This is a genomic window from Pantoea stewartii, from assembly GCF_011044475.1.
Taxonomy (GTDB): domain Bacteria; phylum Pseudomonadota; class Gammaproteobacteria; order Enterobacterales; family Enterobacteriaceae; genus Pantoea; species Pantoea stewartii.
In genome coordinates this window covers 2656798-2677444 of sequence record NZ_CP049115.1, presented here as the reverse complement: position 1 = coordinate 2677444, position 20647 = coordinate 2656798, and the positions used below count along the sequence as shown (strand labels likewise).

The window sequence follows — 20647 nt, the reverse complement described above, 5'->3', positions numbered from 1 at the left end:
GGTTGCCAGCAAAATACTCGTGATGATGTCTGAGGGCATAGCATACGGCGACAGAAGCGACAGCCGTGCGCTGCGGATCGGGTCGGCATTCAGTCAGTCCCCGCCTTTTCCCCAAATGCGCTTCGGGAAGAGTCTGGCTGCGCAATGTGTGTAGATTTATCGCAAACGGCTATCTGCTTAATGGTCCACTGCGTCGTGTTTGGCCGGACTGGCACAGTGAAAACACAACACCGATGACGCCCTGGGCCATCACCTTACCCAACCGTCTGCTGCCGCTAAAAACCCGGGTTTTTATCGATGATTTTATGGCCTGGCTTAAGTCGAAATAGCGCGCTTTCGCCGCGAAAACGCATAAAAAACCCGGCCTGAGCCGGGTTTTTTATGAGCGTGACCTGAGATCACACTTCATACAGCGTTTGATGCCGGGTTTCTTTACAGGCAATCAGGGCGATCAGCGTCAGGAAGGCCATAGAGGCCAGGTACAATCCGACGGCATATAAGCCGTAGTGCACGTTCAGCCAGGTTGCGATATATGGCGCAACGGAGGCACCCAGAATCGACGACAGGTTGTATGAGAACGACGCGCCGGTATAGCGCACTTCTGTCAGGAACAGCTCGGGCAGCAGCGCACCCATCGGGCCAAATGTCAGGCCCATGATGCTTAATCCCAGCAGCAGGAAGGCCATCACCAGCGCCTGAGAGCCGGAACCCAGCATCACAGGGAACAGGAATGAGAAACCAATAATCATCAGCGTAATGGTGATCATGGTTTTCCGGCGACCAAAGCGGTCAGCCAGCAGGCCCGCGATGGGGACCATCACGCCGAAGCCAATGACCGCCATCATCAACATCCACAGCATGCTGTTACGTGAGATGCCCAGCCCCGCAGGCGCGGCGGCGGTGCCGTAACTCATTGAGTAAACCGTCATGATGTAAAACAGCGTGTAGGTGGCAAGCATGATGAAGGTGCCCAGAATGGTCGCCGTCAGATGTTTGCTCAGAAGTGAGGCAATCGGCACGCGCACCTGCTTCTTCTCTTTCTGCACTTTGGCAAAGACCGGACTTTCATGTAGCGACACGCGCACATACAGGCCAATCAGGACCAGCACGGCAGACAGTACAAAAGGCACGCGCCAGCCCCACTGCATAAACTGCTCGTCGGTCAGCAACCAGGAGAGCAGCAGGAAGGTGCCGTTGGCAAAAAAGAATCCAATGGGCGCACCCAACTGCGGGAAGGAACCGTACAGCGCACGCTTTTTGGCTGGCGCATTTTCCGTGGCCAGCAGGGCCGCACCGCCCCATTCGCCGCCGAGTCCCAGGCCCTGACCAAAGCGGGCCAGTGCTAACAGCAGCGGGGCCAGAACGCCAATGCTCTGATAGCTGGGTAACAAACCGATGACCACGGTAGAGATCCCCATGGTCAGCAGCGAGGCTACCAGGGTGGCTTTACGACCGACACGGTCACCGAAGTGACCAAACAGCGCTGAGCCGATAGGGCGGGCAACGAACGCAATCGCGAAGGTCGCCAGTGACTGTAGCGTGGCGACAGTGGCATCACCCTGAGGAAAAAAGATATGCGGAAAGACAATGACCGCGGCGGTGGCATAAATATAGAAATCGAAAAATTCGATGGCGGTGCCGACCAGTGAAGCAATAACGACTTTACTGCGTGAGTTCACTGGCGTTGGCTCATGTTGTTTATCAAGAGTTTCTGAGATGGAGGCTTGCATAAATGTTTCTTATTTTTAAATACCGTTAAGGAATCTTACGCACCTGTATAGCGGCATTCAATGGCTGGAAACCGCGTCAGCCGCGGCTTTCTCTGCCTAAAAGTAGAAAATCTTTGCCTGATGTGAAATGTCGGAGAATGGCAGCGTTAACAGAGATAAACATGGCGAGATACTCTGTGAAAGCGCTGAAGAAAAGTGACCCCCTGGTTATTCATGCTGTAAAGTGGCTGATAAATAACCGGGGGCAGGGGTTTTTCGCTGGTTACTGCTGTTCGTGGGTGGCCATTGCGCCTTTTTCAGGCATGCGTGGATCGTCTTTGTATTTGGCGGTGGCAATCCAGGCCGCGCAGAACAATGTCAGGCGGGCAAAGAAATAGAAGAACGCCATCAGCCCCAACACCGAGCCAAAAGCCGCACCCGAGGGCGAGCTGGCGAGTTTCGGCAGCGTCAACGTCATCACAAACTTAATGACTTCAAACCCGATGGCCGCCAGTAAGGTGCCACGCAGCAAGGCTTTTTTGCGCGGTTTATGGCGAGGCAGAATCCAGAAAATCCACAGAAACAGCAGATAATTTGCCAGTACAGAGATGGACGTCGCGATGATCGTCAGTGCCGGGCGCAACCATTCAATGCCATCCAGCCCTAACGCATTAACGATAGTCGCCTGGGCGGAACCGGCGACGGAGGTCAGTGACAAAGTAATCACCAGCGCCAGCATCAGGCCGGTCAGAGACAAGAAGTCGCGAATATAGCGTTTCCAGATCTTCTCTTTATCGTCAGGTTGACGCTCCCAGACGTCGCGTGACTGCGCGCGAATAGCCTCGCGTAAATTCCCCATCCAGTTGAGACCGGAATACAACGCCAGCAACAAACCGGTGATGCCCACGGTTGCGCGTTGCTGAATGGCCGTGTTCACGGTGTTTTTTAACGTGGTCGCCAGCGACGGATCGCTGATGCTGCTGACGATTTTGTTGATGATATCGGTCAGGAGGTCCGGATTCGAGGCCAGCACGAAACCCACGGCAGCAAAAGACACCATTAAAATGGGGATGAGCGACAGAAACGAAAAATAGGTAATGGCGGCACCAAACTGGCTGCCGAGGCGATCGTTAAACCGATCCAGCGCGCGAATAAAGTGCGCTACCGCCGGTATCGCCTGGAACCAGGCGGCGAAGCGTGATACGCGCACGATGGAGCGATCGACGGACTTGTTGCCGGTTTTAATATCGATCAGCGGTTTGGCGTCTTTTACGTTGTCCTGCTCGTCTGTCATAGACATTCACTTTCCTGTTGAACCTTAAAATCACATTATAGCCTGTCAGGTGACATACTCCTGGAGCACCTGACTTAACCACTCCATAAACACCCGAACCCGACGCGCGACATTCCGGCGATGGGGATAGAGCAAGTGAATGGGCATCGGTTTGGCCGGGAACGCATGGAGCACCTCGACCAGTTGACCGCTTTCCAGATATTTTTGGATGCCCACCGTCGGCACCTGAATAATGCCCAGGCCCGCAAGGCAGGCGGCGCGGTAGGTTTCGGTGCTGTTCACCGTCACGACGCCGCCCGTGTGCACATAGTGGCACTGCTTACCATCGAAGTATTCGAAGCCCTGCGCCGCCTGACCTAACGGCTGGCTGTAATGCACCATTGCATGCTGCGACAGCTCCTCAAGCCGAATCGGCCTGCCAAAACGCGCCAGATAGTCAGGACTGGCACAGTTAATCAAGGTGTGCGTGCCTATACGGCGGGCGATCAGTCCCGAATCCTTTAGCTCGCCAACGCGAATCACACAGTCAAAACCTTCGCGAATGACGTCAACCTGGCGATCGTTGCTGCTGAGTTCAATTTCCACGCCAGGATAGTGCTGAAGGAATTCAGGCAGACGCGGAAGAATAAGATCGCTCGCCATTGCCACGGACATGTCGACCCGCAGTTTGCCACTTAACGTCGCGGGATCGTGCTGAAACAGGCTGTCCATATCGCCAATCATCGCCAGCAAATCAAGACAGCGATCATAGTACACCAGGCCATCCTGAGTAAGCTGCACGCGGCGGGTAGTTCGATGCAGCAGCCGTGTGCCCATCAGATTCTCCAGCGCCTGAATTTGCCGTGATACGCTGCCTTTTGGTAACCCAAGGCTGTCAGCCGCCGCCGTAAAACTGCCCATCTCTGCAACTCTGACGAACACCTGCATTGCATGAATTTTATCCATATGGCCTGCCGATTGTTGTTTTAAGTGGAACAGTGCTGCGCATTTTTAAGCGTTTATAGAACAATTTTTAACGAATATCCTGAATCTGTGTTCAATTTTGCAACAGGAAATCAACATGAATCGTAAAATCGTCTTGATTACGGGCGCAAATCGCGGTTTAGGCAAGAATGCAGCGCTAAAACTGGCGGCAAAAGGCCGGGATATCATCCTGACGTACCGCAATCATCAAAACGAAGCACAGGACGTCGTCAACGCTGTTGAGCGCGCAGGCGGCCGCGCCATAGCGCTACAGCTGGATGTGGGTGATGTTAGCCAGTTCGACCGCTTCATTTCTGATGTCAAAAACACCTTACAGCAGCACTGGCAGCGTGAGACATTTGATTATTTAGTGAACAATGCCGGGCATGGTCACTACAAACCTTTTGCCGAGACGACGGAAGCGGAATTTGATGCGCTTATGAATGTGCATTTCAAAGGGCCGTACTTCCTGACGCAAAAACTGCTGCCTGTTATCAGCGACGGCGGGCGCATTCTGAATATCTCCAGTGGATTAACGCGCCTGACCTATCCTGGCTCGGGCACCTATGCGGCGATGAAAGGGGCGATGGAAGTGCTGACCCGTTACCAGGCCAAAGAGCTGGGGGAACGTCGAATCCGCGTTAATATCCTGGCGCCGGGCGCGATTGAAACGGATTTTGGCGGTGGACGGGTACGTGACGATAAAGCCGTGAATGAAAGCATCGCTGCGTTGACCGCTCTGGGGCGGGTCGGATTACCTGATGATATTGGCGACGCCATTTGCGCCATTCTGAGCGAGGAAACCGGCTGGATCACCGCGCAACGCATCGAAGCATCGGGCGGGCAGGGACTGTAACAGTAAGGGCGACCCCGTCGCCCTGTCGTGTCTCAGGGCGTAACGTCAATTGAGCCCTCAACGATCGTCACTGTTTTTCCGCCAATCCAGATGGTTTCGCCCTCATAAGCCACGTTCACCCGGCCCTGACGTCTGACCTGCGTGCCCTGACGAACGCGGTAATTGTGCGGTTTACCCTGAGCCGCGAAGTAGCGCGCCAGGCAGGCATTTGCGCTGCCGGTAATCGGATCTTCTGTCAGGCTGCCGTGCTCAACCAGTAATCCCCGCACTTCATACTGTTCTGCTTCTCCCGAGGGCAGCGGGCCAAAGGGCATTACACCATCCACGCTGGCGTGGGTAATTAACCGCTCAAGATCGTTGACGTCGGGTATGACGGCGCGCACCGCCTCGGCACTGACCATCGGGATAAGCAACCAGCGAATGCCCATATCCGCCACGGTGACAGGCTGTGAATGATCCAGCGCGTCGCTGTTTAATGCTGTGCTGATCAGGGCATCGTGGTAGGGCGTCAGGGTGGCGCTGGGCGCGGCAAAAGCCAGCGTACCATCGGATGCGATTGTCACCACCACATTGCCGACGCCGCACTGCTGCACCATCCTGCCTGGTGTGTTGGTTTTCCAGCCCGCCTCAAGCAAGGCATGGGCGGTGCCCAGCGTGGGATGACCTGCAAACGGTAGCTCGCCCTGTACGGTGAAGATGCGCACGCGGTAGTCAGCCTGGCTGTCTTCTGGCGGCAGGACAAAGGTCGTCTCGGATAAGTTGGTCCAGCGTGCAATCGCCGCCATCTGGCTGTCGTCGAGGCCCTGCGCATCCATGATGACGGCCAGCGGATTGCCGTTGAACGCAATCGAGGTGAAAACGTCCACTTGTTTAAACGCAACCTTCATTGTCACTCCTTTTCATTGAGATAAAGCGGTTTTTTCATGCCCGGGCAATTGCTTATGTCAGTTAACAGGGCTATGAATAAGTTAAGCAACCGGATGGAGCCTGCTATGTTAAAAATTCTTGGACGCGCCTCCTCAATCAATGTGCGCAAAGTATTATGGCTGTGTGACGAGCTGGACCTGCTTTACGAACGCGAAGAGTGGGGCGAAGGTTTCAAATCCACTCACTCGCCAGAATTTATGGCGCTTAATCCCAATGCCATGATCCCGGTATTACTCGACGACGACTTTGTCATGTGGGAATCCAACGCTATTTTGCGCTATCTGGCCACGGCCTATGGCGGCGAGTGGCTTTACCCGGAAAATCCGCGCGCGCGCGCGCCGGTGGATCAGTGGATGGACTGGCAATCAACCGAACTTAACACCTCGTGGCGCTATGCCTTTATGTCGCTGGTGCGCCATTCGCCCGCGCATCAGGATCCCCGGCTGTTAGCTGCGGCCTGCAAAGGCTGGTCCCATACCATGGGGATTCTCAACCAGCAGCTGGAGCACACCGGTCGCTATGTCGCCGGACGCAACTTCACGCTGGCGGATATCCCGATTGGCCTTGCCGTGAACCGCTGGTTTGAAACCCCGCTGGATCATCCCGACCTGCCGGCTGTCCGGACCTATTACGAGCGTCTGACTGAACGTCATGGTTATACAATCTGGGGACGGAACGGAACGCCCTGAGCCCGACCCGGCGGCAGGCCCGCAAGTTCACAGGCGATGGCACCGACGCGGGCGATAGCGCGAATGTAGCGATCGGTAAACGGATAGCAGCACGAGAGGCGCAGTGCATGGTTATAGCGCTCACTCAGCGAATACAGCGCGCCGGGCGTCACGCAGATCTGCTCTTTCAGCAGACGAGAGAACATCTCGGTCGTGTTCACGTTGCCCGGCAGTTCCACCCAAAAAACAAAGCCGCCGCGCGGCAACGTGGCCTGCGTGCCCTGGGGAAAATGCTGGGCAATTAACCCTCGCGCCTCATCCAGATTGCTGGCATAACAGCGCCGCAGGCTACGCAGATGATGGTCATAACCGCCATTGGCAAGAAACTCTGCCAGCGTCTCTGACAGCAGAGCGGACTCCGCCATCGATGACACGGCTTTAAGCCGTGCGATAGCATCGTGGAAGCGTCCGGCCGCAATCCAGCCGACACGGAAATCCGGCGCAACGGTTTTGGTAAAGCTGGTGCAGTATAAAACCCAGCCCTGCTCGTCAAAGGCCTTCACGGCAGGGGAAAGCGGCCAGTCAAACTGCAATTCATCGTAAAGGCCGTCTTCAATGAGCGGCACTTTGTAAGTATTTACCAACCTTGCGAGCCTTTTCTTGTCGGGCAGGCTCATACAGTAACCCAGCGGATTTTGTGCCGTGGGCATCGCCACAATCGCCTGAAGTCGCTCTTCCTGCAGCAGCATTTCCAGCGCATCCAGCGACAAACCACGCTGCGGATCGGTGGGGATTTCCAGCGCTTTGAGGCCGAGTGAAGCCAGCAAAGGGAACAAAAAAAAGTAGGTAGGTGATTCCAGCCCTACGCAGTCGCCGGGCTGCGTCACCGCGCGCAATGCCAGCTGCAACGCCTCCATACAACCATGGGTGAGGGTGATATCATCGGCGGTGAGTGACTGGCCCGCATGTAATGCGCGTCGCGCAATCTCCTCCCGTAAGCGCTCACTACCGGGCGGAAGCGCATAGCGACCGATAAGGTTGGGATTGCGTCGTAGCAATGAGGCGGTGATGCGGGCTAACCGGGCCGAGGGGAACAGTTCGCTGTCCTGCGGGCAGGCCAGCGAGATATTGATGTAATCAGGATGATTCTGCGCGGCGAACACTTTATCGATCAAATCCAGCTTTTCGTTGCTGGGATCGCGTATCACACGAGCAGCGTGCTGAGTATGCCGGGTGACCACAGGCAGGACGCCGCGCACGTAATAGCCTGATTGCGGTCGTGCCTCAATCAGGCCACGGTTCTCCAGCAGCTGCCAGGCATTCAGCACGGTGTTCACGCTCACCTGGTGCGACTGGGCGACGCGACGGATAGCCGGTAAGCGCTTACCAGGCTTGAGAGTACCCTGATGAATGGCCTCTGCGAAGCTATCGGCCAGTTGCTGGTAAAGCGTTTGTTCAGGCTGAATTTCAAGGGACACAATTGCCTCCTGGCACGACAGGTACAGTTTGACATCAGCGTGATTGTACCCATCAAAATAGCCATTTCCTGTCCCTGTTACCATCACTTTTCGCAACGTAGCATGGTGCTCTGTCTCCCTGTCAGGAATACCATGATGCTTGATCCCTCTTTTTTCAGTTATGTCACCGTGATGTCGATTACGCCGGGTCCTAACAACCTGTTGCTTGCCACTTCCGGCGTGAATTTTGGTATGCGCCGGACGCTGCCGATGGTGTTTGGCATTTTACTTGGATGCGGCCTGCAAACGGTTATTGCGGGCATGACACTGGAGCTGTTGCTGCACTGGATGGCATCCATCCGCTTGCCGCTTACGCTGGTGGGATGTAGCTATCTGCTGTGGCTGTCCTGGAAAATATTTCGTGCGGCTGCACCTGAGGCCCGGCACAAGCCTCAGCCGATGACGTTTCTCGGCGGTGCCTGCTTTCAGGCGGTGAATCCTAAAGCCTGGTTAATGGCCAGCAACGTGGCGCTGTTGTACAGCGCCAACAGTCACGTCCTGATCGTGATGGCGAGTTTTATGCTGCTCAACCTGCCCTGCATATTATTGTGGGCGGCGTTAGGTGACCGCCTGCGCGGTCACCTGCAAATCGCCTGGAAACGCCAGCTGTTCAACAGCCTGATGGCGCTGTCACTGGTGGTAACGACGATCTGGATGCTGGCCGATGCCCTGAAAGCGGTTTAGTCCGGTGCGCCGGGGGCGCTGGCGGAGGGCCACTTCCAGTTCTGCACCTCCGGCACATCTTCGCCATAGACCCGTACATAGCGATGATGCTCTGCCAGGCGCCGCTGCAGATCGTCAGGCAGTTCAGGATGGCGATCGGCAAGTCCCGGGATATGCCTGATGGCCGCCAGCGCCAGATGATAGCGATCCAGCTCGTTCAGCACCGTCATGTCGAAAGGCGTGGTAGTTGTGCCCTCTTCATTAAAGCCATGCACATGGAAATTACGATGGTTATTGCGTTGATAGGTCAGCCGGTGGATCAGACTGGGGTAACCATGGAAGGCAAAAATCACCGGCTTGTCTGCGGTAAACAGCGCATCAAACGCCTCTTCTGACTTGCCGTGAGGATGCTGTTTCTGCGTTTGCAGCGCCAGCAGGTCTACCACGTTAACCACCCGAATGCGCAGGTCCGGCAGATAACTTCGCAGCAGATCGACGGCCGCCAGCGTTTCCATGGTGGGCACATCACCCGCGCAGGCCATCACCACATCCGGCTCTGCGCCCTGCGGGGTTGTGCCGGCCCAGTGCCATTCACCCATTCCGGCCTCGCAATGGGCGATGGCGCTGTCCATGTCCAGCCACTGCGGCGCAGGCTGTTTGCCGGCCACAATCACGTTGATGCGGTCCCATGTTCGCAGACAGTGGTCGCCCACCCATAACAACGTATTTGCATCGGGCGGCAGGTAAATACGCACGATGTCGGCTTTTTTATTGGCAACGTGATCGATAAAGCCCGGATCCTGATGACTGTAACCGTTATGATCCTGACGCCAGACGTGAGAAGACAGCAGATAGTTAAGCGAGGAGATGGGCTGACGCCAGCCCAGCTTGCGTGTCACCTTTAACCATTTGGCATGCTGGTTGAACATCGAGTCAATGATGTGAATAAAGGCTTCGTAGCAGTTAAATAATCCGTGCCTGCCGGTAAGCAGATATCCTTCCAGCCAGCCCTGACACTGATGTTCACTGAGAATTTCCATTACCCGACCGTCGGGGGCCAACTGTTCATCATAAGGCTCAATAGCTTCAAGCCAGGTGCGGCTGGTGGTGTCAAATACCGGCGTCAGGCGGTTAGAGGCGGTTTCATCCGGACCAAACACGCGGAAATTGTCCCGATTGCGTTGGAACAGGGCGTTAAGATAACGGCCAAACTGTTCAGTTGCCTGTCCGGCCTGCGAGCCGGGCTGCTGTGTATCGAAAGCAAATTCGCGAATATCAGGCGTAACTAATTCACGGCGAAGTAAACCACCGTTGGCAAACGGGGACGCGCCCATACGTTTGTCGCCCTGCGGGGCCAACGCCTGCAGTTCCGGCTTAAGCCGCCCCTGTTCATCAAACAGATCGTCAGGCTGATAGCTGCGCAGCCAGTTTTCCAGAATGTTACGGTGGTCTTCGTTTTCGCGGCAGGCCGCTACGGGCACCTGGTGCGCCCGCCAGAAACCTTCCACTTTCTTGCCGTCTACCGTTTTCGGCCCGGTCCAGCCTTTAGGGCTGCGCAGGATAATCATCGGCCAGCGGGGAATGGACTTCATTGGTGAGCCCTGCCGGGCGGCCTGTTGAAAGCCGGCAATCTCTGAAAAAGCGCGATCCAGCGTGTCGGCCATCAACGGATGCATCTCTTCAGGTTCATGACCGCAGACAAACAGCGGTTCATAGCCGTAACCGCGAAACAGCTGACGCAGATCGTCGTCACTGGCGCGGCCCAGAATCGTTGGATTCGCAATCTTATAACCATTCAGATGCAGAATGGGCAGCACGGCACCGTCGCGCTGGGGATTAAGAAACTTAATCCCGTGCCAGCTGGAGGCCAGTGGCCCGGTTTCGGCTTCGCCGTCGCCAATGATGCAGGGCGCGATCAGGTCGGGGTTATCAAAGACAGCGCCAAAGGCATGAGAAAGTGAGTAGCCTAACTCTCCACCTTCATTGATCGAGCCCGGGGTTTCGGGTGCCGCATGACTGGGAATACCGCCCGGAAAAGAAAACTGTTTAAACAGCTTCTGCATGCCGTCGGCATCCTGACGGATATGCGGATAGATTTCGCTATAGCTCCCCTCAAGCCAGGTATTCGCAACCATGCCAGGCCCGCCATGGCCGGGACCACAGACATAAATAAGGTTGAGGTCGCGCTGACGAATAATCCGGTTCAGATGGGCATAGATAAAATTCAGTCCGGGCGTGGTGCCCCAGTGGCCCAGTAAGCGCGGTTTAATATGCTCTGGCTTCAATGGCTCGCGTAACAGCGGATTGTCCATCAAATAAATCTGCCCGACAGACAGATAGTTAGCGGCGCGCCAGTAGCGATCAAGTAACGTGAGTTCGTGTGCCGTGTTCGGTTGAGCCATGCCATTTTCTCCTGCATTACGTCAGACGATGCACTAACCCTAATAGAGAATGGGGGAGTCAACCAGGCAAGCGGCAAACAAAAAGGCCTCGCAAGCGAGGCCTCAGACAGGTAGAAGACGGTTATTTACCGACGACGTAGGCAGTTTCACGGCCTTCGTCATTCGCGGCCACCGGCGTTACAGGCGTATACGGCAGTTGCAGGACGCGGCTGGTTTCAGCCAGCACTTTTTCAGTCAGGGCGACGTCACCGTTAAGTTTGCGGCCCCAGGACGGCACAACGGCACGAATTTTATTTTGCCATTCCGGTGACGCCATCTGCTCTGGACAGACCTTGTGCAGCAGTTCCAGCATGATCGGTGCCGCTGTTGAGGCGCCCGGCGAAGCACCCAGCAGTGCCGAAATCGAGCCATCTTCCGACGACACCACTTCTGTGCCCAGACGCAATACTGCGCCTTCTTTTTCATCTTTCTTGATGATTTGCACGCGCTGACCTGCGGTCACCAGACGCCAGTCTTCCTGCTTCGCCTGCGGAACATAGGCGCGCAGCGCGTCCATCCGGTCACGGTCGCTTTGCAGAACCTGATCCATCAGGTACTTCACCAGATCAAAGCTTTTCAGTCCGACTTTGATCATCGGCATAAGGTTAGTACTGTTCAGCGAGGCAAACATGTCCAGCAGCGAACCCTGCTTCAGGAACTTGGTCGAGAAGGTCGCGAACGGCCCAAACAGCAGAACCTGTTTGCCGTTCAGAACGCGCGTGTCCACATGCGGCACGGACATTGGCGGCGCACCGACGCTCGCTTTACCATAGACCTTCGCCATATGCTGTTTCACAACATCGGGATTTTCGGTCACCAGGAAAGAGCCGCCGACCGGGAAGCCCGCATAGCCATTGGCTTCGGGAACGCCAGCCTTCTGCAGCAACGGCAACGCCGCACCGCCTGCGCCAATGAAAATCTTACCGGCGGTTAACGTACGACGTGAACCGTCTGTCAGGCTGACAAGGGTAACCTGCCAGCGACCATCGTTCAGGCGTGTAATGTCGCGAACTTCCTGGCTCATGCGCAAACGGAAACTGGCTTTTTTCTCCAGTGAGGCAATCAACTGACGCGTCACTTCACCGAAATCGACGTCGGTGCCCATATCGGTCCAGGTCGCGGCCACTTTTTGACTGGCGGGACGGCCTTTCATCACCAACGGAATCCACTTCGCAATTTGCTGTGGATCTTCAGAGTAAGCCATGCCACGGAACAAAGTGCTTTTCTGTAATGCGTTAAAGCGTTTGCGCAGGAAGTTAACGTTGTCATCGCCCCAGACAAAGCTCATATGAGGTGTGCTGTGGATAAAGCTTTTTGGCGTATGCAGATTGCCTTTCTGGACATGATAGGCCCAGAACTGGCGAGAAATCTGGAAGGCTTCGTTAATCGCAATGGCTTTCGCGATATCGATAATGCCGTCAGCTCTCTGCGGCGTATAGTTCAGCTCGGCCAGCGCGGCATGGCCTGTACCGGCATTGTTCCAGCCATTAGAGGACTCTTCCGCCACATGCGGCAGCCGTTCCACCATTTCAATGGACCAGTCTGGCTCAAGATCCTGCAGCCAGGTGCCTAAGGTGGCGCTCATGACGCCAGCGCCAATGAGTAGCACATCGACGTCTTTACGCTCCTGCGCCCCGGTGGTGTCCTTTCCGCTAACACTCATTGTGAGCGCAAGATTTACAGCTGATTTGCACATGAGGCGACATCTCCTCTTCTGTTGACCTGAAGCTCAACAGTGTTGCAGGCGAAATAGTCACGCTTCTGTCGAGCGCGTTGCGCTATTTCCGGGTTAAGACTCAGGTATAGGTTAAAGCGACGATAACGAGTTAACTGAACGTTATGCTTTGTTGCCCAAATATAACATTCTCGCGTTCGAATTAAACATTTGTTTATTTTTTAAATGCAGAAATGATTCAGCATAAGAAAGAATCATAATAACAGGCGCGCCATAAGCCTTTTTTGCAGCTAACTCAACGGGTTAAGTAAAAGAGGATGTTGCGGGATTGCCCCATAATGGTGCGGTATGAAAATGTCACTTAGCGAAAGGAATAATCTAACCTAATGAAAAAAAGGGATTATTGAAATTTATTCTTTGCGTTGAATTTTTAATCGATAAGGCGGCGAAGGCTATCTTGTAAAAAAAATGTTACATTTTTGTGACCTCAGAGCCAGCCAGGTGACTGACCGACGGCAAGGAAGCGCGCCGCATCGCTGACGCTTTGCATGATCAAAGGTTCACCACCGCCAGCCTCTCAGTAATTCAGTCTTTTAAAAAAAGAGGGGCAGCAGGCAGATGTCGCCCTGACGGCGTGATTACGCCCGAAACCAGCGGCGCCAGATAAAGCGAATAACAAAAAACTCCAGCGCGCCCAGAAGTAAAAACCACAGGCAAAAGACCACGGTATAAAGCTGATTAAGGTCCTGCAGATGGAACATCTGTTGCAGGTGCTGCGCGACGGCCAGGCTAAACGCGGGAGCGGGAAGCAGAAGGGCAGAGAGAAAGCCCAACAGTAAAATGCCGCCGGGAATGATCAGGGATTCGAAGGGGTTAGTCATGGACAAAAATTCCGTATTTACCAGCCCGCCATTTTCCGGCATTCCGCGGGAAGGTTCAATGACGGACTGTTCAGGGCAGGAAGTCACGCTGTGCATTGCAAAGAAAAGGCTTAAATGACATTAACTTAGAGACATTCATAGCGATTGTTATGAGTTATAGCCTTTGCTATACTTAAATCCCTGATTTTATTGTCTTTTTATAACGATTATTGCGTGATAGACTGCGCGCACTTTTTAATAACCAAGCCATATGTGTGATGAATTCAGCACGAAATGCTGGCTTTTCATCCCAAGTGAACAAATCATGACCTTTATCGCCACCCTGATTCTTGCTTTTGGAATGTCGATGGACGCATTTGCTGCTGCGCTGGGCAAGGGTGCGACCTTGCATCGCCCGGGCCTGAAAGAAGCCGTGCGCACCGGTCTGATTTTCGGTTGTATCGAAGCCCTGACGCCGCTGATTGGCTGGGCATTGGGTCTTGCTGCCAGCCAGTATGTTGCCGCGTGGGATCACTGGATAGCCTTTTTCCTGCTGGCTTTCCTGGGTGCCCGAATGATGATGGAAGGCTTCCGTAAAACGGCGTCTGAACCGTGCGAAGCGCCGCAAAGCCATGGTTTTATGGTCCTGGCGGCGACCGCCGTTGCCACCAGCCTGGATGCGCTGGCGGTTGGCGTGGGGCTGGCCTTCCTTCAGGTTAATATCGTCACCACGGCTCTGACAATCGGTGCCGCCACTACCGTTATGGCTACCACTGGCGTGCTGGTCGGCCGCTTCATTGGGCCTGTGTTAGGTAAATGGGCCGAAGTGCTGGGCGGACTGGTCCTCATCGCCATCGGCTCCACCATCCTCACCGAGCATCTCGGGCTGTTTCAGTAACGCCCGCAAAATCGTATTTTGTGATCTGGTTCAAAATTTATTGCTGATTAAAACAGCAGGAGCTATACTTTTCCTGTAGTTATTCAACAAATTTTTAACTGGATGCTGTATGAAACGTTTTTTTAAGTACGTGTTTCACGCGTATGTGGAAACCTTTAAACACGTACCACCCGGTGCGCTGAACTAAGCGCCACGTTTTACCCTCGATAGTCGCGGTCAGGGAATGACCGGTGATTATCACCTCATTTTGTCGTTCTTCTCGCCTGTCTCCGCCTCTCTGTTCAGCCCGCACTGGCCTCGCATTCCGCCTGACATACTGTGATACATCTGGACATCCACTGTGCCAATCGCAGTACGATTTCCGTCATGTTTTTTGCTACTCTGCGCGCCGATTTATTCTCAACACGGGTGGATCGCCCGACATAATAAAAGAGGCAGCAATGCAGTTATGCAGTTTTTATCTTCCCGCTCAGGGGAAAAAAAGCGTGGGTATCGTACGGGAGCAGGGCGTGATCGATGTCGGGATGCGCCTGGGCAAAGCCTGCCCGGATTTAAAAACCTTTTTGACACGTTCTTCTCTGGCCGATCTTGCCGCCTTTCAGAACATGCCCGTCGATCACGCGTTTTCCGCCGTGCAGTTTCTTCCCGTTATTGAGCAGCCTGGAAAAATTTTCTGCGTAGGAATGAACTACGCGGATAAACGCCAGGAGTTTGCCGCAACGCTGGACGCGCCAACCTTATTTATCCGTTTTGCTGATTCACTGACCGGCCACGAGCAACCGCTGCAAAAACCGCTGACTACCCAGGAATTCGATTACGAGGGTGAGCTGGCGGTGGTTATTGGTAAACCGGCGCATCGGGTTAAGGCCGTCGACGCGCTGGACGTCATTGCGGGTTACAGCTGCTTTATGGATGCCACCGTGCGCGACATGCAGTTTACCTGGTTTACCGCCGGGAAAAACTGGCCGCAGACCGGAGGATTTGGTCCCTGGATGACGACTGCGGACGAGATTCCTGATCCCCAACAGTTATCGATTAAAACCCGACTGAACGGTCGTGAAGTGCAAAACGATACCACCGCCAGCATGGTGCAGCCGGTCGCCAGCATTATCGAATATATCTCTGCCTTCAGTCCGCTATCACCCGGCGATGTCATTATCACCGGCTCCCCCGGCGGCGTAGGGAAAAAACGGACGCCGCCCCTGTTCATGTTCCGTGGCGACGTGGTGGAAGTCGAGATAGAAAAAATCGGTTGCCTGCGTAACCCTGTCGCCTGACGCAGCGTATTCACTGCCTCTCTGCCGATCCCGTCCTACACTCAATAAGTACCCAGGAACAGGAGCAGCTGATGAGGCGTACCATCCGGTGTAAAAGGCGACAGGGCATAGCCGTGGCCGCAGGGGTTGGTTTAGGTATAGGCGCAGTGCTGTGGGGCGCGAAGCGCTGGCAGCAAATGAAACAAACGCCGCCTGTTTCACCGCGTAGTCACCATGCGGGACTGGCGGGTTACTATCAACAGATCGGTGACTGGCGCATGTTCACCCGCGTGACGCCCGACGCACCTCATGGTTTACCTGTCGTCCTGCTTCACGGTCTGGCGATGTCAGGCCGTTCGATGGAGGCGCTGGCCCTCGCGCTGGGTCGGGACTATCACGTACTGGTCCCCGATCTGCCCGGCTTTGGCGGTAGCGCGTTGCCCGCATCGGCACCGGTGCTTTCCGTCAGTGAACTGGCCGATATCCTGTGGCAGTGGCTCCAGCACAATGGTTTCCGGCGGGCAATCTGGGTCGGCAGCGCCTTTGGCTGTCAGGTGCTGGCGGCGCTGGCGGATAAACACCCGGACGCCGTGGCCGGACTGGTGCTACAGGGGCCCACAGCCGATCGCCATGCGCGAAGCCTGTTGCGCCAGCTCTGGCGCGGCTGGCGCAACAGCCGACTGGAAGCCCACCGTTCACCTGACCCGCTGGCCCGCATCGACTGGGCGAAAGCCGGTCTCCCCCGCGTATTTGGCACGCTGCGCGCCATGCTTAACGATCCGATTGAATATCATCTGACGTATCTGACGGCCCCCACATTGTTGCTCCGGGGTTCGCGGGACCCGGTTTGTCCGGCGCGCTGGCTGGATGAGCTGGCGGGGCTGTTACCTCAGTGTGAAAAAATTACCCTGCGCGGCGGTACCCACCGGCTGCACTATGTCTATCCATGGAGCTTCTGCCATGCGATCCGACCCTTTTTGGCCCGTATTCAGCAGGAGAACGCCGATGAGTAAACCGCCGAAGGGCATCGCCCGCTTTGATTCCGCAGCAACTATGTTGCTGGCTCTGGCAAGTGCACTACGCGATGAGCCCCTGACCCGTTCGTCATCGATGCTGGACCGGTTACTGCCTTCACTGGATCAACTACCGAGCCGGTTACGTGAATGGGGCCATGCGATAAGTGGCCAGGCGGACGGAATCAGCCCGAAACAGGCGGGTGAGCTGGATGTGGAAGGCATCGCCGAATGGATGGTGAGTGCCTACCCGCAGCGCGAGTATCCGGCGGCATTTATCGGCGCATCGAACGGTGCGCTGGTCCATCTGGCGGCGGCGATGGGAACGCCCTGGCTACCGCAAACGTTTCTGTGCCCGGTGCGCGTGGAACCCAGCGATCCGGACGATGCCCAGGCCGGCTTTGAGCAAGGCAAAGCGGTGGCCGCGGCGCTGCTGGCCACCTGGCCAAGGCTGGCGGTCCATCACAGGCAGGATCCGAGTCAGGACCGGCTGCTGCTCGAAAATATGCAGGCTTTCCGGCTTAAATTACGCGATATGCCACTCGCCTTTAATGAATTTCTGCTGGGGGGATTGCCCGCAGGCGCGACCCTGTTTATCAATCACTGCACGCGCCAGTGGTCGGTCACCCGCACCAGCGACCGTTCGTTTTTCCAGTTTGGCGCACCCGGTGGGGCAACGGAAAACGAGTATTTGCAGGGCGGCCCCCGCGTTGCGGAATATCTGGCGCGGGCAGGGGTTGATCGGGCGCGCTGGACGCCGCCTGCCATCACCGATCACGTCCCTGAAGCCGAATGGGGGCTGGACGGTTACCTGATCTCTCCTCTGAAAAAACTGGCAGAAGCTCAACGCTGGACGCTGATGGAAATTCGTTATGAGCAACCGGAGGCGCTGAGTTTTGTGGTGGCGGAAATCTACCGTGACTGGTATCTGGCGGCAGGCGTGCTGCCCACCCGGCTTACGGTAGACAGCTTTATATTGCTGGATCCCGGGTGCAGTATGCAGCAACAGGCGATTCCCTTCTGGCTGATGTTCCCCTCTGCCGCCTCGGCAGATGCGCTGCAGCGTTTTCTGGAAAAACAGCCGCCGTTCCGCTACATCGATATGCTGTTGTACTCACAAGGGGCCGACAGCATCGGGCTGGCCGACATCGCCCGCTGGCAGCAGTTGCTTACCTTCGCCAAAGACGAAGGCGCGCTGGTCGGTGTGGATGAAACGCGTTTTCCTCATGATGTCACCAGTGCTTCGCAGTTTGACGCGGCGCTCCGTGAGCGGGCACCGCTGCTGCCTGCGCCGCCGCCGCTCACTGTCGGGACAGCGATCGCCGGTATTCAGCGTTACGGCGCCCGTCATGGCGTGAGCATCAGGGCGCTGACCTGAGTCAGGCTCCGTCGGTGATGGGTTTGCGAACCAGTACCAGATAGGCCAGTGCGCCCATCAGGGTTACGCAGGCACAAATCATCAGCGCCAGGCTGAAGGACTTCGTGGTGTCCAGTATCCAGCCGGTAATCACCGGAGCAAAGGACGCGAAGATAAAGCTGGCGAAGTTTTGAATGCTGCCTACGGAGGCTGTCATGCGCGCGGTCACGTTAGCGTGGATCAGGCCCCAGCATGAGGTCCCCGCAAAGTGAATACAAAACAGGGCCATGCCAATCAGGGTGACGGCGCTGGTGGTCTCAGTGGCGCGCGTGACGAAGGCGGTAAAACCCGCAGACAGAACCATGCCGCTGACAATGCACACCTTACGGGTTTTAACCGCATCCCAGCCGCGTTTCACTAACGCATCCACCACATAGCCGTTGAGCAACATGCCGGCTGCGCCAAACAGGAAAGGAATCGCCGCCAGTAAGCCTGTGCTCTTAAGATCAAGGTGATAGGTCGACTGCAGATAACCCGGCAGCCAGGCAATATACAGCCAGGCGGTGTAGTTAATGCCGCTGAAGCCAATCATCATGCCCCACATGGTGCGCTGCTTAAACAGGCCGCGCCATTCACGAAAGCTGATCGGCGCTTTACGCGATGCCACGCTGCCCGCCTGCAGATAATGGATCTCTTCCGCACTTAAGGTGTTGTTATCACGGTCGCGATAAGTCATGTACCAGCCGATCGCGAGGAAAATCCCTAAAATACCGATAGTCACAAACATGCCGCGCCAGCCCAGCAGCAGCATCATGGCCGCCAGGATCGGCGGCGCCACCGATAATCCGATCATCGAGGCGGCGTTAAACATCCCCATCGGCATCCCGCGATCTTTAATATTGAACCAGTCATTGATGACCTTTACGCCGCATGGATTCATGGGCGCTTCACCCATCCCGAGGCCAATGCGCACCAACACGAACTGAGTAAAGTTATGCACCAGTCCGGACGCGGCCTGGAAAAGTGACCAGATGAACATGCCCACGCCCAGCATAATACGCGGGCCTTTGCGGTCCAGCAGGGCGCCAGCGGGCAGTTGTGCCAGTCCGTAAGCCAGCGAAAATGCCGAGAGCAGCACGCCAATTTCCGTCGCGCTCAGCCCCATCTCCTCACGAATCGTCATATTGGCTACCGACAGCGAGCTGCGATCAAGGTAGTTAATGATGGCGGCAAGCAGCAGCAACAGCATGGCGGTAATCTGGACTTTACGGATGCGCGGTGAGCGCACGATATCACTGCGCAACGGCACAAACGCCTCATCAGGTGCAGCGGCGGCGGGCGAGGTTGAACGATCAATAACCGATCTGTTTTCCATGGCAATCTCCCTGAGCAGGCGATTTATCATTATTGTGAGCATTAAGGATGCCCGACGGCACAGGGCCGCCGGCGCGTTGCGATGAAGAGTAAGGGCGATAAAGCAGAGATGTTGTAAAGTTGTTTCAAAATCGTGCGAGAGCTAATGCTTTGCGGTTTTTAATCGGTTTTTAATTGTACTGATTAATGCTGCGGATCATGGATCGCTTGGCTGTGGCCAGATGACTGTGCAGGGCGCAAAGCGCATCCACATCCCGGCGACCGATTAACGCAGACAAAATCGCCATATGCTCCTCCAGGGCAACGATGTTGCGCTGCTTCAGATCGCTTTCATCCCACTGATAGTGCGAATGGAAAATAACGGAAATAATCTCCAGCGACTGATTAAAGAACGGGTTATTGGCGGCAGACAGAATCAGCGAGTGCAGTTGCTTATCCAGCGCAGCAAAATGGCGATAGTTGCTGGCAATGGTCTCACGCATCGATCGGTGCCGATCCAGTAGATCGCGCGCCTGAATCCAGCGTTCATCGTCCATGGGCAAATTTAAAAAACGCGTCAGGGCATGGGTTTCCAGCATTTCACGTAGCTCAAACAGCTTTTCCGCATACGTCTGCGAAAACTTTTTCATCTGCCAGTGGCCGCGTTTGACCGGTTCCAGCAGGTTGTAGCGCATAAAATGCAGTAAGAATTCGCGCACGGCCACCGGGCTGACATTGGCCTGCTTTGCCAGTTGCAGCTCGCTGAAGGTATCGCCGGGCTGCAACTGTCGCTGATTGATCAGATCGAAAAAACGCTTTTCAACCAGACTGGCCTGTTGATCAATCGGCGGCATCACCGCGTTCAGGCTGTCCTGCGCCTCCGGCGCGCGCACAATAACCCAGCTGTCTTTGACTTTTTCCAGCACGCCTCGCTCATGCAGATAACTCAGCACATGACGCACGGTCGTGCGGCTGACCGTGAACATTTCGGCCAGGGCGGCCTGCGGTGGTAGCGGTGACTGAACGTGGCCCTGGGCGATGCTTTCCAGCATATGGTTGATGACGTTATGGCGTAAATTTTGGCTGCGGCTCATGCGGGGGCTCCGGTTTTTTATGCATTAAAAACCATTGAAGGCCCAAAAAAGCCGTTCTGGTTCACAAAGTGAGAAGAGGGGAATACGGTGCCGCAGCCAGATT

General features: G+C 55.5%; 19 protein-coding genes. 9 read left to right on the top strand and 10 right to left on the bottom strand.

Annotation, left to right across the window (positions count from 1 at the left end; translation table 11 throughout):
• Nucleotides 1–146 precede the first annotated feature (146 nt).
• Nucleotides 147–329 carry a type 2 periplasmic-binding domain-containing protein gene (locus G5574_RS12785; RefSeq protein ID WP_244964635.1) on the top strand — a complete coding sequence of 61 codons (183 nt, stop codon included), beginning with the start codon at nucleotides 147–149 and terminating at the stop codon, nucleotides 327–329.
• A 69-nt stretch (nucleotides 330–398) separates the two neighbouring features.
• Here G5574_RS12785 and G5574_RS12780 read toward each other — a convergent pair whose 3' ends face one another.
• The 3 genes from G5574_RS12780 to G5574_RS12770 form a co-directional block, all read right to left on the bottom strand.
• A complete protein-coding gene (locus tag G5574_RS12780; RefSeq protein WP_164482719.1) occupies nucleotides 399–1730 on the bottom strand; it encodes an MFS transporter in 1332 nt (443 codons plus the stop codon).
• A 262-nt stretch (nucleotides 1731–1992) separates the two neighbouring features.
• The gene (gene yhjD, locus G5574_RS12775) at nucleotides 1993–3009 is read right to left on the bottom strand and encodes an inner membrane protein YhjD (RefSeq protein WP_110268694.1); all 1017 of its coding nucleotides are present in this window, start codon (nucleotides 3007–3009) and stop codon (nucleotides 1993–1995) included.
• A gap of 39 nt (nucleotides 3010–3048) precedes the next feature.
• Nucleotides 3049–3948, bottom strand: coding sequence for a LysR family transcriptional regulator (locus G5574_RS12770; protein WP_033738321.1), 900 nt, complete (start codon nucleotides 3946–3948; stop codon nucleotides 3049–3051).
• A 115-nt stretch (nucleotides 3949–4063) separates the two neighbouring features.
• Here G5574_RS12770 and G5574_RS12765 point away from each other — a divergent pair, with 115 nt between their 5' ends.
• Complete coding sequence (locus G5574_RS12765; protein ID WP_006121151.1) at nucleotides 4064–4822, top strand: SDR family NAD(P)-dependent oxidoreductase; 759 nt, start codon at nucleotides 4064–4066, stop codon at nucleotides 4820–4822.
• Between the two features lie 32 nt (nucleotides 4823–4854).
• Here G5574_RS12765 and G5574_RS12760 read toward each other — a convergent pair whose 3' ends face one another.
• The gene (locus tag G5574_RS12760) at nucleotides 4855–5709 is read right to left on the bottom strand and encodes a PhzF family phenazine biosynthesis protein (RefSeq protein WP_164482718.1); all 855 of its coding nucleotides are present in this window, start codon (nucleotides 5707–5709) and stop codon (nucleotides 4855–4857) included.
• Between the two features lie 105 nt (nucleotides 5710–5814).
• On the opposite strand from G5574_RS12760, the gene G5574_RS12755 reads away from it, so the two are divergent.
• Complete coding sequence (locus tag G5574_RS12755; protein ID WP_033738317.1) at nucleotides 5815–6438, top strand: glutathione S-transferase family protein; 624 nt, start codon at nucleotides 5815–5817, stop codon at nucleotides 6436–6438.
• Here G5574_RS12755 and G5574_RS12750 read toward each other — a convergent pair.
• On the bottom strand, nucleotides 6405–7895 hold the full coding sequence (locus tag G5574_RS12750; protein WP_162286661.1) for an aminotransferase-like domain-containing protein: 1491 nt from the start codon (nucleotides 7893–7895) through the stop codon (nucleotides 6405–6407). The two genes, G5574_RS12755 and G5574_RS12750, sit on opposite strands and share 34 nt — an antisense overlap.
• A 135-nt stretch (nucleotides 7896–8030) precedes the next feature.
• Here G5574_RS12750 and G5574_RS12745 point away from each other — a divergent pair, with 135 nt between their 5' ends.
• Entirely contained in the window at nucleotides 8031–8618 is a 588-nt protein-coding gene (locus G5574_RS12745; protein WP_033738356.1) for a LysE family translocator, read from the top strand.
• Here the strand turns inward: G5574_RS12745 and G5574_RS12740 are convergent.
• From G5574_RS12740 to G5574_RS12730, 3 genes are all read right to left on the bottom strand, one after another.
• Complete coding sequence (locus G5574_RS12740) at nucleotides 8615–10999, bottom strand: phosphoketolase family protein (RefSeq protein WP_164482717.1); 2385 nt, start codon at nucleotides 10997–10999, stop codon at nucleotides 8615–8617. The two genes, G5574_RS12745 and G5574_RS12740, sit on opposite strands and share 4 nt — an antisense overlap.
• A 121-nt stretch (nucleotides 11000–11120) precedes the next feature.
• Complete coding sequence (mqo, locus tag G5574_RS12735) at nucleotides 11121–12734, bottom strand: malate dehydrogenase (quinone) (protein ID WP_164482716.1); 1614 nt, start codon at nucleotides 12732–12734, stop codon at nucleotides 11121–11123.
• Nucleotides 12735–13351: 617 nt separating this feature from the next.
• Entirely contained in the window at nucleotides 13352–13594 is a 243-nt protein-coding gene (locus tag G5574_RS12730) for a DUF1158 domain-containing protein (protein WP_033738354.1), read from the bottom strand.
• A 304-nt stretch (nucleotides 13595–13898) separates the two neighbouring features.
• Between G5574_RS12730 and mntP the strand changes: the two genes are divergently transcribed.
• The 5 genes from mntP (at nucleotide 13899) to G5574_RS12705 (ending at nucleotide 18118) form a co-directional block, all read left to right on the top strand.
• Nucleotides 13899–14471, top strand: a complete 573-nt coding sequence (gene mntP / locus G5574_RS12725; RefSeq protein ID WP_033738352.1) for a manganese efflux pump MntP — start codon at nucleotides 13899–13901, stop codon at nucleotides 14469–14471.
• 109 nt (nucleotides 14472–14580) lie between these two features.
• Complete coding sequence (azuC, locus tag G5574_RS24020) at nucleotides 14581–14658, top strand: stress response protein AzuC (RefSeq protein ID WP_112900613.1); 78 nt, start codon at nucleotides 14581–14583, stop codon at nucleotides 14656–14658.
• 253 nt (nucleotides 14659–14911) lie between these two features.
• On the top strand, nucleotides 14912–15748 hold the full coding sequence (locus G5574_RS12715) for a fumarylacetoacetate hydrolase family protein (RefSeq protein ID WP_164482715.1): 837 nt from the start codon (nucleotides 14912–14914) through the stop codon (nucleotides 15746–15748).
• A 71-nt stretch (nucleotides 15749–15819) separates the two neighbouring features.
• The gene (locus G5574_RS12710) at nucleotides 15820–16740 is read left to right on the top strand and encodes an alpha/beta fold hydrolase (RefSeq protein WP_172913593.1); all 921 of its coding nucleotides are present in this window, start codon (nucleotides 15820–15822) and stop codon (nucleotides 16738–16740) included.
• Nucleotides 16733–18118: a hypothetical protein gene (locus G5574_RS12705; RefSeq protein ID WP_164482714.1), complete on the top strand. Its 1386-nt coding sequence runs from the start codon at nucleotides 16733–16735 to the stop codon at nucleotides 18116–18118. The genes G5574_RS12710 and G5574_RS12705 overlap by 8 nt, the downstream gene beginning before the upstream one ends.
• Nucleotide 18119: 1 nt before the next feature.
• Here G5574_RS12705 and G5574_RS12700 read toward each other — a convergent pair whose 3' ends face one another.
• Together G5574_RS12700 and G5574_RS12695 are read right to left on the bottom strand one after the other, a co-directional pair.
• Nucleotides 18120–19472, bottom strand: a complete 1353-nt coding sequence (locus G5574_RS12700; RefSeq protein WP_006121144.1) for an MFS transporter — start codon at nucleotides 19470–19472, stop codon at nucleotides 18120–18122.
• Between the two features lie 169 nt (nucleotides 19473–19641).
• Nucleotides 19642–20544, bottom strand: a complete 903-nt coding sequence (locus tag G5574_RS12695; RefSeq protein WP_054632905.1) for a GntR family transcriptional regulator — start codon at nucleotides 20542–20544, stop codon at nucleotides 19642–19644.
• Nucleotides 20545–20647 lie beyond the last annotated feature (103 nt).

What these genes read in the sequence shown, in the direction of transcription:
- G5574_RS12780 (WP_164482719.1), bottom strand. Translation starts at nt 1,730, where the DNA reads ATGCAAGCCTCCATCTCAGAAACTCTTGATAAACAACATGAGCCAACG.
- yhjD (WP_110268694.1), bottom strand. Translation starts at nt 3,009, where the DNA reads ATGTCTATGACAGACGAGCAGGACAACGTAAAAGACGCCAAACCGCTG.
- G5574_RS12770 (WP_033738321.1), bottom strand. Translation starts at nt 3,948, where the DNA reads ATGGATAAAATTCATGCAATGCAGGTGTTCGTCAGAGTTGCAGAGATG.
- G5574_RS12765 (WP_006121151.1), top strand. Translation starts at nt 4,064, where the DNA reads ATGAATCGTAAAATCGTCTTGATTACGGGCGCAAATCGCGGTTTAGGC.
- G5574_RS12760 (WP_164482718.1), bottom strand. Translation starts at nt 5,709, where the DNA reads ATGAAGGTTGCGTTTAAACAAGTGGACGTTTTCACCTCGATTGCGTTC.
- G5574_RS12755 (WP_033738317.1), top strand. Translation starts at nt 5,815, where the DNA reads ATGTTAAAAATTCTTGGACGCGCCTCCTCAATCAATGTGCGCAAAGTA.
- G5574_RS12745 (WP_033738356.1), top strand. Translation starts at nt 8,031, where the DNA reads ATGCTTGATCCCTCTTTTTTCAGTTATGTCACCGTGATGTCGATTACG.
- G5574_RS12740 (WP_164482717.1), bottom strand. Translation starts at nt 10,999, where the DNA reads ATGGCTCAACCGAACACGGCACACGAACTCACGTTACTTGATCGCTAC.
- mqo (WP_164482716.1), bottom strand. Translation starts at nt 12,734, where the DNA reads ATGTGCAAATCAGCTGTAAATCTTGCGCTCACAATGAGTGTTAGCGGA.
- G5574_RS12730 (WP_033738354.1), bottom strand. Translation starts at nt 13,594, where the DNA reads ATGACTAACCCCTTCGAATCCCTGATCATTCCCGGCGGCATTTTACTG.
- mntP (WP_033738352.1), top strand. Translation starts at nt 13,899, where the DNA reads ATGACCTTTATCGCCACCCTGATTCTTGCTTTTGGAATGTCGATGGAC.
- azuC (WP_112900613.1), top strand. Translation starts at nt 14,581, where the DNA reads ATGAAACGTTTTTTTAAGTACGTGTTTCACGCGTATGTGGAAACCTTT.
- G5574_RS12715 (WP_164482715.1), top strand. Translation starts at nt 14,912, where the DNA reads ATGCAGTTATGCAGTTTTTATCTTCCCGCTCAGGGGAAAAAAAGCGTG.
- G5574_RS12710 (WP_172913593.1), top strand. Translation starts at nt 15,820, where the DNA reads ATGAGGCGTACCATCCGGTGTAAAAGGCGACAGGGCATAGCCGTGGCC.
- G5574_RS12705 (WP_164482714.1), top strand. Translation starts at nt 16,733, where the DNA reads ATGAGTAAACCGCCGAAGGGCATCGCCCGCTTTGATTCCGCAGCAACT.
- G5574_RS12700 (WP_006121144.1), bottom strand. Translation starts at nt 19,472, where the DNA reads ATGGAAAACAGATCGGTTATTGATCGTTCAACCTCGCCCGCCGCCGCT.
- G5574_RS12695 (WP_054632905.1), bottom strand. Translation starts at nt 20,544, where the DNA reads ATGAGCCGCAGCCAAAATTTACGCCATAACGTCATCAACCATATGCTG.